The sequence below is a fragment of the Pseudomonas sp. PsB genome (assembly GCF_043658375.1).
GTDB lineage: Bacteria > Pseudomonadota > Gammaproteobacteria > Pseudomonadales > Pseudomonadaceae > Aquipseudomonas > Aquipseudomonas putida_Z.
In genome coordinates this window covers 1-14,293 of sequence record NZ_JBIGLU010000034.1, presented here as the reverse complement: position 1 = coordinate 14,293, position 14,293 = coordinate 1, and the positions used below count along the sequence as shown (strand labels likewise).

The following is a 14,293-nucleotide window of genomic DNA, read 5'->3' as shown; positions in this document are numbered from 1 at the left end:
GGAGGAAGGTTTTACTGCAGCGGCGAAAAACCGGTGGGCCGCAGCATTCGCGACTGCAAGTGCAGTACCGCGCCCAGCTCGCGGTTGCGCCGTGAGAACTCGGCCCAACGCGGGTCCGCTGCCATGGCTGCGCGGCGTGCCATGCGCTCGTCGAGGCTGGCATAACCCCAGATATGCACCACTTGGTTGACCTCGCCGAACTCGCTGGTGAAAAAGCCGACCAGGTTACCGAGATGCTCGCTTTGCACCTCCAGCGCGTGGCTTTGGTACAGGCTCAGCCAGTCGGCCATTTTCAGTGGGTCGAGGGTGTAGGTTCTCAGTTCGTAGTACATGCTGGATTCTCCATGTGGGTGGTTGGCGCCTGCAGGCGCGCGGCGATGTGGTTGGCAGCGAGCCAGCCGAAGGTGAGGGCAGGGCCCAGGGTGATACCGGGGCCGGGGTAGGTGCCTTTCATCAGCGAGTTCATGTCGTTGCCGACTGCATACAGCCCGGCAATCGGCTGGCCATCGCGGTTCAGCACGTTGGCCTGGGCGTCGGTCACCAGGCCGCGGGCCGAGCCGAGGTCGCCGGTGTGGATGCGGATGGCGTAGAACGGGCCGCTGGTCAGTGGCGCCAGGCATGGGTTGGGCGTGTGTTGCGGGTCGCCCATGTAGCGGTTGTAGCTGTTGCCGCCTTTGCCGAACGCACGGTCGATGCCGTTGCGGGCGTCGACGTTGAACTGCTCCAGGGTCTGCATGAACACCTGTCGGTCGACGCCAATAGCCTCGGCCAGGGCTTGCGCTGTTGCGGCGCGGTGCAGGTAGCCGGCATCGATCAATGCCTGGTTGTCCACCGGCTTTGGCCGCGCCAGGCCCAGGCCGTAGCGGTTCATCGCCTCGGCATCGCAGACCAGCCAGCAGCTGGCAATGCCTTTGGCGAACATGGTTTGCACGAAGTGGTGGTAGGAATCGGACTCGTTGACGAAGCGTCGCCCGTCCGGGCCCACCGCGATCACACCCGGTTTGGCGCGGTCGGTGACCAGGTGCGGGAAGCGCTCATGCTCGCCACTGGCATGGCGCAGTTCAGAAACCGGTGCCCAGAAGAAGTTGGCCACCAGGCCCTCACCCTGGGCTGCGGCCACGGCTTGGCCAAGGCGCAGGGCAGCGCCGTCATTGCTGGGCGGTGACATGGTCAGGTGCGGCGCTTGCCGGGTCGGCCGGTAGCTGTCGGCCAGCGCGCCTGCAGCGAACCCGCCCATGGCGCACACCACACCGCCCCGGGCCAGCACCCGTTCACGGCGCCCTTCGCGTTGCACCACCACGCCGGTGACCACGCCGCGTTCGACGATCAGCTCCAGGGCTTCGCTGCGTAACCACAGCTGCGTGCCATGGGCGAAGGCGCTGCTGGCCAGGCGGGCGATCAAGGCGTTGCCGGTGGTAAGCCGCGTGCCGCGCGGGTGATGCAGACGGTCCCGCGCATAACGCGCCATCAGCTTGAGGCAATGCCACAGCGACCGGGGCGAGCGGCGGATACTGAGGAAATGCTGGATATCCACGCGGTTGACCATCATGCCGCCGAACAGCAACATGCCGGGCGGCGGCATCTGCAGGTCCTTGAAGTACGGGCCGAGCTGCTTGCCATCGTACTCGACCATCTCCAGCGCCCGGCCAAACTGGGTGGCACCGGGGGCATCCGGGTAGTAGTCCGGCGAGTGCGGGCGCAGGGCGTAGCGCAGTTCGGTATTCTGCTCCAGCCAGCGCAGCGCCTGGTGGCCATGCTCGATGAAGGCGTCGACCAGGGCGGGGTCGTAGCCGTCGCCGATGACCTGCCTGAGGTAGGTACGGATGGCTTCGGGGGAGTCCACCGCACCAGCGGCGCGGGCTTGATCGGTACCGTAGAGCCACACCGCCCCGCCGGAAATCGCCGAGGTGCCGCCAAAGTGTTCGGCCTTTTCCACCACCAACACTTTCAACCCATGGCGCGCGGCCGTGGCGGCAGCGGTAAAACCACCGGCGCCGCTGCCCAGCACGACCAGGTCAAAGTTGTGTTGCGCGTGTTCATGCGTCGGCATGGCTTCAGATCTCCAGCGGCGTGACGCCCATGAAGGCGCCTAGGTGGCCGAGTTGGGCGAAGGCCATTTCCGGGCCGGTCTGGACCGCGCAGCCAACCTGGCGTGCCCGCTTCAGCAGCGGGGTGATCTCGGGCGAGGTGACCACGTCGGCGACCAGGGTTTCGGCTTGCAAGGTGGCGAGCAGGGCGGCAGGCAGCGGCAGTTCCGCGCTGCCGCCCATGCCGACAGGGGAGGCGTTGACCAGCAGGTCGAAGCCTTCCAGCCCGTCGACCCGGGTGGCGAGTTCGACCGCGGGGAAGGCATTGCCGAGCAACTCGCACACAGCGCCCATGCGCGCGGTGCTGGGGTCGCTGAGGGTGATGCTGGCGATGCCGGCCTCGCCCAGCGCATAGGCAATGGCACTGCCGACCCCGCCACAACCGATCACCAACGCACGCTTGCCCGCCGGCTCGAAGCCATGTTTGCGCGCAGCACCGAGGAAGCCGGCGCCGTCCACGTTGTCGCCCAGCAGGCGACCGTCTTGCTCACGGCGCACTACATTGACCGAGCCCAGCGCGGCTGCGCGCTCGCTCAGGCCGTCCAGGCGGCTGGCCAGGGCCTGCTTGTACGGCACGGTGACCACGCAACCGCGCAGGTTCTGCCAGCCGCGCAGGGTGCCGGCGAAGGTATCCAGTGCGGCCTCATGCAGGTCGATGGGCAGCATGGCGAGGTCGCAGTTGTTGTTGGCGAACCAGGTGTTGAAGTTTTCGGGGGACTTCACCTGGGCAATGGGCGAACCGACGATGGCGACCAGTTCAGTGGAACCACGAATCATGCTGACCTCCTTATTGGCGTTGTTATGCAGGCCAAGGGTGAGGCAAGGGGGCGTGGGTAACAATGCGCTGATCGGCCGTTTGATGCGATAATCGCATCACTGATCCGGTTATCGCGGTAATCGGCTGTATTTGCCCTGCTTGCGAGTCGAATAGATGAACACCCCCGCTATCCACCCCCGTGACCTGATTGCCGGCTTGCAGAAGGGCCTGGCGCTCATGCAGCTGTTCAGCGCCGAGCAGCCGCGCCTTAGTGTGCCGCAGGCGGCCAGGTTGTCCGGCCTTACCCCCAGTGCCGCGCGGCGGTTTCTGTTGACCTTGGTGCACGAAGGGTTTGCCGAAACCGACAGCCGTGAGTACTGGCTTACGCCCAAGGCGCTGCGCCTTGGCCAGGCGTATGTGGACTCGGCGCAACTGCCGCGCATGCTGCGGCCGATCGTCGAGCAGGTGGCGCGGCAGACCCAGGAACATGTGTCGGTAGGTACCCGTGATGGTGACGAGATCATCCACCTGGTACGTAGCCGCTACAGCCATGTGGCCTCATTGTCGATCCGGCCGGGTTCGCGGGTGCCGATGTATTGCACCGCCGGCGGGCGCGTCTGGCTGGCCTGGCTGGATGAGGGGGAGCGGGATGCCTACTTTGCGCGTAACCCGCTGCGAGGGTTGACGCCTTATACGCAGACGGACCGGTTACAGCTGGAGGCGGAGTTGCTGCGGGTGAAGGAGCAGGGGTTCTGTATCGTGGACCAAGAGTATGAAATCGGCATGCGCGTGCTGGGTGTGCCACTGCTGGACCGGGCTGGCCGGCTGAAAGCGACGTTGACCATCACCACCCATGCTTCGCGGTTGAGTGTGGATGAAATACGCTTGCGGTATCTGCCGACCCTGTACGAGGCCCAGGCGTTGTTGCGGCCGGTGCTGGATTGAAGCGGTATGGTCCGGGAATCGTGCTGCCGTCTTCGCGGGTAAACCCGCTCCCACAGGGATCGCGCCAGGGCAGTTGATTCTGCAGGAGTGCAGAAGTCCCTGCCCTGGCGCGATCCCTGTGGGAGCGGGCGTGCCCGCGAAAGCAGGCGACGCGGTACCTGATCCCACCTCCTGCCTACTCCATCGCCTCGGCCACGCCCTGGTCCTCACCCAGGAACCCGCCGCTCTGGTGCTGCCACAACCGCGCATAAGTACCATTCTTCGCCAGCAGTTGCGCATGGGTGCCTTGTTCGATGATGCGCCCTTCATCCATCACGATCAGCCGGTCCATGGCGGCAATCGTCGACAACCGGTGGGCGATGGCGATGACGGTCTTGCCTTTCATCATTTCATCCAGGCTTTCCTGAATGGCCACTTCCACTTCCGAGTCCAGCGCACTGGTGGCTTCGTCCAGCAGCAGGATCGGCGCGTTCTTCAGCATCACCCGGGCAATGGCGATGCGCTGGCGCTGGCCACCAGACAGCTTGATGCCGCGCTCTCCCACCAAAGTGTCGTAACCGGTGTTGCCCTGGCGGTCGCTGAGCTGGCTGATAAAACCATCGGCCTGGGCATTGGCCGCAGCGGCGCGGATCTGCGCTTCGGTCGCATCGGGGCGGCCATAGGCGATGTTGTCGCGAATCGAGCGGTGCAGCAGCGAGGTGTCCTGGGTGACCATGCCGATGGCGCTGCGCAGGCTGTCCTGGGTGACCTTGGCCACGTTCTGCCCGTCGATGCGGATTTCCCCACGGTCCACGTCGTAGAAGCGCAGCAACAGGTTGATCAAGGTCGACTTGCCAGCGCCGGAGCGGCCGACCAAACCGACTTTTTCGCCCGGGCGGATGTGCAGGCTCAGGTCGTCGAGTACCTGGCGCTCGCCGTTGTAGTTGAAGCCGACCTTGTCGAAACTCACCGCGCCCCCCTTGGTTACCAGCTCGGCAGCGCCGGGCGCATCCGTTACCTTGGGGCCGCGGGTGAGGGTGGCCATGCCGTCCTGCACGGTGCCGATGTTTTCGAACAGCGAGGTTATCTCCCACATGATCCAGTGCGACATGCCGTTGATACGCAAGGCCATGGCGGTGATCGCCGCCACCGCGCCGGTGCCGACCTGGCCCTGGTGCCACAGCCACAGCGCATAGCCACCGGCAGCAATGATCAAGCCCACCACCAGCGCCTGGTTGACGATTTCGAACTGGCTCACCAGACGCATCTGGCGAAAACCGGTCTGCTTGAAGTCCTCCATGGCTGCGCGCGCGAAGTGCGCTTCGCGGTTGGCGTGCGAGAACAGTTTCACCGTGGTGATGTTTGTGTAGGCGTCAGAAACCCGCCCGGTCATCGATGATCGGGCGTTGGCCTGCTCCTGGCCGACCTTGCCCAGGCGTGGCACGAAATACAGCATGGCCAGGCCGAACAGCACGACCCAGGCAATGAATGGCAGCATCAGTTTCAGGGCAAAGCCACCGGCCAGGGCAATGATCGCGATGAAGTACACACCGATCCCGGGCAGGATCTCGATGAGGGTGAACAACACATCGCGAACCGCCAGCGCCGTCTGCATCACCTTGGTGGTGACCCGGCCGGAAAACTCGTCAGAAAAGAACGACAGGCTCTGGCGCAGCATCAGCCGGTGAAAGTCCCAACGCAGGCGCAGCGGCAAATTGATCGCCAGTACCTGGTGCTGAAGCATGGTGCGCAGCGCCACCAACCCGATGCTGACCAGCAGGACGATACCGATGCCCCACAGCACCCGGGTTTCTTCGGGGCCGACGGCACCGCCGGCCTGCCAGTCCGAGAGCAGGTCCACGACCTGGCCGAGGAAGGCGAACAGCCAGGCTTCGTAGATCGATACCCCGGCACTGAGCAGCGCAAGCGCCAGGATGTAGCCGCGCGCGCCCCGGGTGCAGGCCCACATGAAGCGCAACAGGCCAACCGGTGGCGGTGGTATCTCGTCAGGGGGGAAGGGGTCGAGCCATCGTTCAAAAATACGCAGCATGCTTGTCTCCGAAAATCAGCTTTTGCCTGGCGCTAACCATACAGATCACTCAGGTCTGCGGGGGTTCGTGCAGTGTGCGGCATAACCTTTTCTCATCAAGTCGTCGCCCGAAATGTCGCTGTATGCACAGTGGATGAGACTTTAGCCTTTTGCATGGAGCCGCAGCACGCTCAATGCCTTGGCTGGACCGTCCAGCTGAAAACAATAAGGAGTTACCCCAATGTCTGCATTCAAGTTTTCCGGCGTAAACCTGGCCATCACCACCCCGTTCGATGCACAGGGCAAGATCGACTACGCGCGTTTCGAGAGCCTGATCGAGCGCTACATCGCTGCAGGTGTGCATGGTTTCGTACTCAGCTCCGGAACCGGGATGCACGTTTACCTGAGCAAGGATGAATCGAAGGAGCTGGTGGCCTTTGGCGCCAAGGTCATCAACGGCCGCGCCCGCGTCATCGCGCAGACTTCGGCGCTGCTGGTCGAGGAAGTGGTCGAGCGCACCCGCCACGCCAAGGACTGCGGTGCCGACGGTGTGATGGTGCTGCCGCCCTTCTTCGAAGGCCCCACCGACGACCAGGGCATTGTCGACTTCTACTCGAGCGTGTCCGAGGCCGGCCTGCCGATCATCGGCTACAACGTGCCACAGGCCGTCGGTGTCGAAGTGACACCGTCGCTGTTCAAGCAACTGAGCGAGATCCCCAACTTTGTCTCGGTCAAGGACAGCAGCGGCGATCTGGCAGCCCAGGCGTCGTTGTCGCGCACCGGCCTGCCGACCATGAACGGCGCGGACCCGCTGGTACCCTACGCGCTGTTCGCCGGCGCGGCAGGGCTGATCTGGGGTGGCGCGAACATGGCGCCGAAGACCTGCGTTGCCGTGGCCAATGCTGCCAGCGAAGGCAATTGGGCCCAGGTGCAGCAGATCTGGAAGAGCCTGGCCCCGGTGATGTCGCTGATCTGGCAGGGTGACTATGTGCAGTCGGTGTACGCCGGCGCGCAGATCATGGGGTATGACGCAGGCAACCCGCGCCGTCCGTTGGCCCGCCTGGCCGAAAGCAAGCTGGGTGCGTTGCGTGAGGCACTGGCTCCGTTGATCGAACGCGAAGCATCGGCTTCCTGATTTCGCAGGGGCGCTCACTATGTACACTGCTTCGAAATTGCCCAGCAACAATGGCAGCTCGGGTTGGGTGGAGATGCTGCCACGCCGCCAGGCCAAGGCCGTGCTCAACCGTGCGGTCACGGCGGATGTCGCCATCATCGGGGGTGGCTTTGCCGGTTTGTCGGCGGCCCGCCAACTGGTCCGGCGTGACCCAACGCTGAAGGTCGTGGTGCTCGAGGCCGGGCTGGTCGGCGAGGGGGCCTCCGGGCGCAACTCCGGCTTCATCATCGACCTGCCGCATGAAGTGTCCGCCGAGGGCTTGGGTGGTGGTTCGCTCGAGCGCGCCCGGCGTGACATCAAGCTGTACCGCACGGCCATCGACCTGGCCAGGGAGCTGGCCGACCTGCATGGCTGGGGCAAGGAAGTCTTCGACCCCTGTGGGCGCTTCAGCGTGGCCCGGGGCACCCAGGGGGACGAGCACATCCTGTCCTACGGCAAGCAACTCGACGCGCTGGGTGAGCGGTATGAGCTGCTGGACACCCGGCAGATTGGCGAGGTAACGGGCAGCCCGGCCTACACCTCGGGCATGTTCATGCCGGGCACGGTGATGATCCAGCCGGCGGCCTACGTCAGGCGTTTTGCCGATGCCCTGGCTGACCCGGTGCAGGTGTATGAACAGACGCCGGCCCTGTCCTTCAAGCAGGTGGGGGGCGCGTGGGTGATCAAGACGCCAAATGGCATGGTCTCCGCGGGCAAGATTATCCTTGCCAACAACGGCCATGCGCAGAGCTTCGGCTTCTTCAAGGGCAAGCTGCTGCATGTGTTCACCTACGCTTCGCTGACCGAGCGCTTCGACCCCAGACTTCTACCGGGCCAGCGTACCTGGGCGGCCACCCCGGCGTTGCCCATGGGCACCACGGTGCGGCGGATCAGCGATGGTGACAGTGACCGGATTCTGGTGCGCTGGCGCTACAGCTACAACCCGAGCCTGACCATTGGCGATGGCCAGGTGAACAGTGCGGGCCGTGTGCATGACGGCAAGTTCGCGACGCGTTTCCCGACGCTCAAGGGGTTGCGCATGGAGTACCGCTGGGGCGGCCCCATGGCACTGACCTGGAACAGCGTGCCAGCGTTCGGTGAAGTCGATACCGGAGTGATCGCTGCCTGTGGTTGCAACGGGCTGGGTGCTTCCAAGTCGAGTGCGGCAGGCATCGCTGCGGCGGACCTGGCAGTGGGCATCGACAGTGAACTGGTGCAGATACTCAGCGCCTATGACAAGCCCAAGCCGTTGCCGCCACAGCCGTTCCTGACCATCGGCGCCAAGGCCAATATGAAGTTCAAGGAGCTGCGTGCAGGCGATGAATAGCGCGCGCCAGTCGTGTCGATGAAGTACCGAAGGGCCTCGATCGAGGCCCTTTTTTTGTATGATGGGCCAGCGGCGACTGCCCCCTGTTTCCTGATAACTGGTAGAGGTCAATGGTCAAGCACACAGAGCCCGATCAGGCGCTTATACAAATGCCTTCGCTGCGCGCCGTAAAGGCGTTCGTCGCGGCGGCTAAGTACCTCAATTTCACCCGCGCGGCAGAGTCGCTGTGCGTCACCCAGGCGGCCATCAGCAAACAGATACGTGAGCTGGAAGGTTTCATGGGCGCCGAACTGTTCATCCGCAACGGGCGGGCGGTGGCGCTTACGCCCGAAGGCGCGATCTTTTTCGATGCCGTACAGCTGTCGCTCAGCAACATCGCCCAGGTCTCGAGCCGCATACGTCGGCAGAACAAGGGCAAACGGGTGGTGACACTGTGCTGTACACCGGCGTTTTCCGGCTTGTGGTTGACGCCGCGGTTGCCGGAGTTTCTGGCAGCGAACCCGGACATCGACCTGAACCTGGTCATCACCCAGAATTTCGTGAACATGGAACCTGGGGTCCAGCCTGACATGTTCATCAACAAGCTGTCGAAGATCAGGGAAGGCTACAGCAGCCACCCTTTGGCCTATGACGTGATCTACCCGATCTGCAGCCCGGGCTACCTGGCACAGCACCCGGAAGTGGCAACGCTGGACGGTATCAGCCAGGGCTCACTGCTGAACCTCAGCCCTTACGGCCGCTCGCAGATTGCCGAGCACATCGACTGGTACATGTGGTTCGAGTACCACAATGTCGACTTGAGTGCACGGGTGGCGGCAGGTGCGCAATTGCTGCATTCCAACGATTACGGCTCGCTGGTTCAGTTGGCGATCAAGGGCCAGGGGGTCGCCTTGGGCTGGCATTACCTGATCGAGCCGCTGATCGAGGAGGGGGTGCTGGTACGGCCGGTGGCGCAGGAGTTGGTGCACAAGGACAGCCAGCACTTCCTGACCTTCAACGAGCAGAAGAAGGACGACAGCGCGTGTTGCCGCGTGCGGGACTGGATCTTGTCGAAGTTCTGAGCAGGCCCCGGCAATTCGTGCATCTGCATTAAAATCCTGGGGCTGCTTCGCAGCCCTTTCGCGATACAAGGCCGCTCCTACAGGTACTGCACAGGCCGTGAAGACTGTGGGGTCCCTGTGGGAGCTGGCTTGCCGGCGATAGGGCCAGCAAAGCCACCACAAAAGCGGCCAGGTGCCGAACTCCGTCAGAACAGCACCGGTCTTGCTCAGGTCACGAAGCGTTGATCCAGATGGTCTTCAGCTCCGTGTACTGGTCATGGGCCCAGATGGACTTGTCGCGCCCACCGAAGCCGGACTCCTTGTAGCCACCGAACGGCGTGGTGACATCCCCTTCGCCGAAGCAGTTGACCGTAACCACGCCCGCGCGGATTTCACGCGAAAGGCGCAGCGCATTGCGCAGGCTGCCGGTGTAGGCCGAGGCCGCCAGGCCGTAGACGGTGTCGTTGGCCAGCTCGATCGCCTCGTCGATGGTCTCGAAGCTGGTCACGCTCAGCACCGGGCCGAAGATTTCCTCGACGAACAGCTTGTTGTCGCGGCCAACGTTGTCGACGATGGTCGGCTGCACGAACACGCCGTCCTCGGTCTCGCCACCCTGGACGATACTGAGCTTGTGCTCGGCGGCGTATTCCAGGTACGACTTGACCTTTTCGAAGTGCGACTTGCTGACCATGGCGCCCAGGCGGTTGTCCGGGTCCAGCGGATCGCCCAACTTCCAGTCCTTCAGGTGCTTGGCGATCAGGCCCAGCAGCTGGTCCTTCACGTCCTTGTGCACGATCAGGCGCGAGGAAGCGGAGCAGTTTTCGCCCATGTTCCAGAACGCACCGGCGGTGACGAACTGGGCCACTTCGTCCAGGTCCTCGCAGTCGTTCATGACCACGGCCGGGTTCTTGCCACCCAGCTCCAGGACGATGCGCTTGAGGTTGGACTCGGCGGCGTACTTCAGGAACAGGCGGCCGGTGTCGGTGGAGCCGGTGAAGCTGACCATCGGGATGTCCATGTGGCGGCCAATGGCCTCGCCCACTTCACGGCCACCGCCAGGCACCAGGTTGAACACGCCTGCAGGAATGCCCGCCTCATGGGCCAGTTCGGCCACGCGCAGGGCGCTGAGGGTGGTTTCCTTGGCCGGCTTGACCACGATCGAGCAACCGGCGGCCAGCGACGGGGCAATCTTCCAGGCCAGCATCAGCAGCGGGAAGTTCCACGGCAGCACCAGGCCGACCACGCCGATGGCCTCGCGCACCACCATGGTCACGGCGGCATTGCCGGTCGGCGCCGTGGCGTCGTAGATCTTGTCGATCAGCTCGGCGTGCCAGCGGATGGTGTGGATGGTTTCCGGCACGTCGACGTTCTGGCACTCGCTGACCGGCTTGCCGCTGTCCAGCGCTTCCAGCACGGCAAGTTCGTGGGCGTTGTCTTCCAGCAGCTGGGCGAACTTCAGCAGCACGTGCTTGCGGTCGTTCGGCTGCATCTTCGACCAGGTGCCCTGTTCGAACACGCGCTTGGCGGCGGCCACGGCCACGTTCACGTCGTTGACGTCGCAGGCGGCGACTTCGGCCAGCTGCTTGCCGGTGGCCGGGTTGGTGGTGACGAAGGTTTTGCCCGAGATGGCATCGCGGAACTCACCGTCGATGAACGCCTGGGTACGCAGTTGCAGTTCGGCGGCGAGGGCCGCGTATTGTTGCTTGCTCAGCAAATCAGCCATTGTGTGTTCCCTTTGACAGTGTTGTTTCAGATCAGCCCAGCGATGCCGCCTGCTGCAAGTTCAGCGAGCGTGTTTCCGGTGCCAGGGCCCAGGACATGAACAGGCCGACGAACGAGACCAGTGCGGCGATGTACATGGTTTGCGCGATCCCCAGCGAATCCAGCGACAGGGGCACCAGGTAGGTGCCGACTGCCGCACCGATGCGTGACACGGAGGTACCGACGCCCACGGCGAAAGTACGGATTTCGGTCGGGAAGATTTCGTTGGGGTAGACCAGCACCAGTACCTGGGCGCCGCCGATGAACAGCGCGTAGGCGGCAAACAGCATGAGAATGACCAGGCCTGGGCTCGCATGGAAAATGCCCAGGCACAGCAGGGCCAGGCCTGAGAGCAGGAAGCTGCAGTTGAGCATGGTACGACGGTCGATCAGGTTGATGATGCGTGTGGCTATCATGCAGCCGAAGACAAAGAACAGGGTGATCAGTGCCGAGCCCAGGGAGGCGATATCACCTTTCAGGTTGAGTGCGCCGAGTACCTTGGGGGCGAACGAGTACACCGCAAAGACCGGAATGATGGAGCATGTCCAGAAGCTGACGATGAACAGCATCCGCTTGCCGTAGCCCGAGTGCAGCAGGTTGGCGAAGGTCAGGCTGCGGGTGTTTTGCTCCTCGGGCAGGTTGTGCAGGCCGAAATCGCTGCCATACACCGCCTTGATCACGGCCTCGGCTTCGGCATCGCGGCCTTTGCTCAGCAGCCAGCGAGGTGATTCCGGGGTGCCCAGGCGCACCACGAACAGGAACACCCCCACCAGCGCGGAGCTGGCCAGCACCAACGGCCAGGCATCGGCACCCAGAGTGCGCAGCAGCAACTCCCCGAACAGGTAGGCCGACGCAGCCCCGGCGAACCATAACAGGGTCAGCATGGCCAGGCGTGAGCCGCGGTACTTGCGCGGCATGAATTCGACGAGCATGGACGTGGCCACCGGGTATTCGATGCCTACGCCAATGCCGATCAGCAACCGCAGCAGGAACATGCCCATTGCCGTATCGACCCACAAGTGGGCGAGCGAGGCACCGATGAACAGCAGCGGACCGATGAAATACACCTTGCGCCGGCCCAGGTGGTTGGTAAGCCAGCCACCGAGAAACCCACCGAAGAACACGCCAATCAGGGACGCAGCGGCGATCAGGCCTTCCCAGAACGTACTCAACTGCAACGTCGCCGATATATGCGCCAGGGCGACGCCAATCACGCACAGCACATAACCGTCGGCAAAACCGCCACCGCCTGAACGGACAGTCAGCGACTTGTGAAACTTGTTGAGGGGTACATCTTCAACCGTGAGTACAGGACTTATCATTCTTGTCTCCTTTGAAATTCATGGCAGTTGCAATGTTCGGGGTGCCCGGGTTGCACGCGACAGATGTTGTGGTCTTGTTTCTGTCTTGCCCGGGGAAAAGGCTTGGCTCCCATACAGCGGGTCAAGTTGAAAAGTGGGGGCGAAGTGTGGGCAACGGCCGTTGCGCCATTACGGCGTCAAATTTCGTAGCCAACTTCTGAAATGGTTGGCGGCCAGTGCCGAGGGGATGCGCCAGGAAGCTACCGTCGATCCGGTAGACCGGCTGGGGCCGGCGGAGGGCAGCACCCTCCGCCGTGGGCGTCAGAGGATCCTGTTCGACGCCGCTTCGGTCAGCCGCCTGGTCATCAGGTCGCAGTACCAGTCGACGAACTGGCACACGCCACTTTCGATGATCGAAGAGAACGGGCCGGGGATGTAGGCGGGGGAGGTCACGCCCACCTGGGTACCTTCGACCAACCGCCGGTCCTGGTCGTTGGTCGCCATCCAGACCTTGGTCAACCGGTCAATGTCGTAGTCGACACCTTCCTGTGCGTCCTTCGGCACCAGCCATTTGGTGGTGACGACGGTTTCACCGGGGCCTACCGGCAGCACGCGGAAACTCAAGGCGTGGTCGCCGAGGAAGTGGTTCCAGGTAGAGGGGTAGTTGAAGTAGAGCAGGGCGCCAATGTTCTCCACGCCACTGCGGTCCAGGCGCCGGGCCACGGCCGGCTTGCCGTCCATGGTGTAGCTGCTGGCACCTGGGTTGAGCGGGATGCGGGTCATGCGGAACTGGCCATTGGGGTCCATGACCAGGCGGCTGGCGAGGCCGGCTGCCTCGAGCGTATTGCAGTACTCGGCAAATACCGGGTCTTCTGCATTGCCGTCGCCGCGTACGGAGGCCAGCTCCGTATAGCTGCACAGCAGTTCGGGGTGGGTGCCGTCGCAGTGATAACACTCGCGGTTGTTTTCGAAGACCAGCTTCCAGTTGCCCTTTTCCACCAGGTGGGATTCGAACGCGACCTTGCAGTCTTCAAGGTAGTGAGGGCCAATGAACGGTGAAACGGCACTGCGGAACTTCTCGAAGTCCGGTGCTTGCCTGGCGACGCAGACATAGATGTAACTGTGCACGATCTCGCAGTGCACAGGAGCAAGCTCATGCTCGGACGGGTCGAAGTCGGTACCCATGTTGCCGGCATACAGCAACTTGCCGTCCAGTTCGAATGTCCACTTATGGTATGGGCATACCAGCTTGGCCACTTTGCCCTTGGCTTCGGTACAGACTTTGGAGCCCCGGTGGCGGCAGGCGTTATGGAAGGCACGTATTACACCGTCCTTGCCGCGCACTACGAGAACCGGGTATTCACCGATTTGCAGCGTCAGGTATTCGCCCGGCTTTTCCATTTCGAAAGTGTGGCCGGCGAAGATCCATTCCTTGTACCAGATGTGCTCGAGGTCCTGCTGATAGAGCACCGGGTCCATATAGGCGGCGCCCGGCAAACCGTGTTGCGGCTTGCGTTGTTTGATCAAGTCTAATCCAGCGGTGTGATTGTGCATTTTTATATGTACTCCTTAAACAACAACGCTTTGCAACAAGCCTTATCCACGACGCGCACGAGCACGCCAGCGAATGAACTACCGGGGCGGTTGAACATGCGCTGAAAACGTTGAGTTTTATCGTTGCCTTTATTCAGTCTAGAGAGCAGGTCATGACAGCGAAATCAATTTTTAGTGGGGCGCTTTGATAACCAAATCTCATGGTGCCTGTGAGATTGAGCACCGCGTCGCCTGCTTCGCGGGCATGCCCGCTCCCACAGGTCCGGCGCAGGCTTCGGGCTCGCGCTGTACCTGTGGGAGCGGCCGTGGCCGCGAACACCGGCGCAGCCGGTGCCATCCACCGCGTCGCCTGCTTCGCGG

At 63.1% G+C, this 14,293-nt stretch carries 11 protein-coding genes; 4 read left to right on the top strand and 7 right to left on the bottom strand.

Annotated elements, in window-relative coordinates; translation table 11 throughout:
- Positions 1-11: 11 nt before the first annotated feature.
- The 3 genes from ACGLHT_RS25510 to ACGLHT_RS25500 are packed head-to-tail and all read right to left on the bottom strand — an operon-like array spanning position 12 to position 2,864.
- Entirely contained in the window at positions 12-332 is a 321-nt protein-coding gene (locus tag ACGLHT_RS25510; protein ID WP_025339629.1) for an NIPSNAP family protein, read from the bottom strand.
- Positions 317-2,050, bottom strand: coding sequence for an FAD-dependent oxidoreductase (locus ACGLHT_RS25505; RefSeq protein ID WP_274121011.1), 1,734 nt, complete (start codon positions 2,048-2,050; stop codon positions 317-319). Before ACGLHT_RS25505 ends, ACGLHT_RS25510 begins: the two co-directional genes overlap by 16 nt.
- Positions 2,051-2,054: 4 nt before the next feature.
- Positions 2,055-2,864, bottom strand: coding sequence for a shikimate dehydrogenase (locus ACGLHT_RS25500; RefSeq protein ID WP_085706405.1), 810 nt, complete (start codon positions 2,862-2,864; stop codon positions 2,055-2,057).
- Between the two features lie 154 nt (positions 2,865-3,018).
- On the opposite strand from ACGLHT_RS25500, the gene ACGLHT_RS25495 reads away from it, so the two are divergent.
- On the top strand, positions 3,019-3,789 hold the full coding sequence (locus ACGLHT_RS25495) for an IclR family transcriptional regulator (RefSeq protein WP_025339626.1): 771 nt from the start codon (positions 3,019-3,021) through the stop codon (positions 3,787-3,789).
- A gap of 175 nt (positions 3,790-3,964) precedes the next feature.
- Here ACGLHT_RS25495 and ACGLHT_RS25490 read toward each other — a convergent pair whose 3' ends face one another.
- Positions 3,965-5,818: an ABC transporter ATP-binding protein gene (locus ACGLHT_RS25490; protein WP_274121012.1), complete on the bottom strand. Its 1,854-nt coding sequence runs from the start codon at positions 5,816-5,818 to the stop codon at positions 3,965-3,967.
- A gap of 220 nt (positions 5,819-6,038) precedes the next feature.
- On the opposite strand from ACGLHT_RS25490, the gene ACGLHT_RS25485 reads away from it, so the two are divergent.
- The 3 genes from ACGLHT_RS25485 to ACGLHT_RS25475 all read left to right on the top strand — a co-directional run bounded on the left by ACGLHT_RS25485 (position 6,039) and on the right by ACGLHT_RS25475 (position 9,338).
- Complete coding sequence (locus ACGLHT_RS25485; protein ID WP_085693359.1) at positions 6,039-6,932, top strand: dihydrodipicolinate synthase family protein; 894 nt, start codon at positions 6,039-6,041, stop codon at positions 6,930-6,932.
- A gap of 19 nt (positions 6,933-6,951) precedes the next feature.
- Positions 6,952-8,277 (top strand): FAD-binding oxidoreductase, encoded by a 1,326-nt coding sequence (locus ACGLHT_RS25480; protein WP_274121013.1) that lies wholly within the window; start codon positions 6,952-6,954, stop codon positions 8,275-8,277.
- Between the two features lie 110 nt (positions 8,278-8,387).
- Positions 8,388-9,338: a LysR family transcriptional regulator gene (locus tag ACGLHT_RS25475; RefSeq protein WP_137164303.1), complete on the top strand. Its 951-nt coding sequence runs from the start codon at positions 8,388-8,390 to the stop codon at positions 9,336-9,338.
- Positions 9,339-9,549: 211 nt separating this feature from the next.
- Here ACGLHT_RS25475 and ACGLHT_RS25470 read toward each other — a convergent pair whose 3' ends face one another.
- The 3 genes from ACGLHT_RS25470 to ACGLHT_RS25460 form a co-directional block, all read right to left on the bottom strand.
- On the bottom strand, positions 9,550-11,040 hold the full coding sequence (locus tag ACGLHT_RS25470) for an aldehyde dehydrogenase (RefSeq protein ID WP_137164302.1): 1,491 nt from the start codon (positions 11,038-11,040) through the stop codon (positions 9,550-9,552).
- 31 nt (positions 11,041-11,071) lie between these two features.
- Entirely contained in the window at positions 11,072-12,400 is a 1,329-nt protein-coding gene (locus tag ACGLHT_RS25465) for an MFS transporter (protein WP_025339613.1), read from the bottom strand.
- 300 nt (positions 12,401-12,700) lie between these two features.
- Positions 12,701-13,933, bottom strand: a complete 1,233-nt coding sequence (locus ACGLHT_RS25460; RefSeq protein WP_137164301.1) for an SRPBCC family protein — start codon at positions 13,931-13,933, stop codon at positions 12,701-12,703.
- Positions 13,934-14,293: the final 360 nt, after the last annotated feature.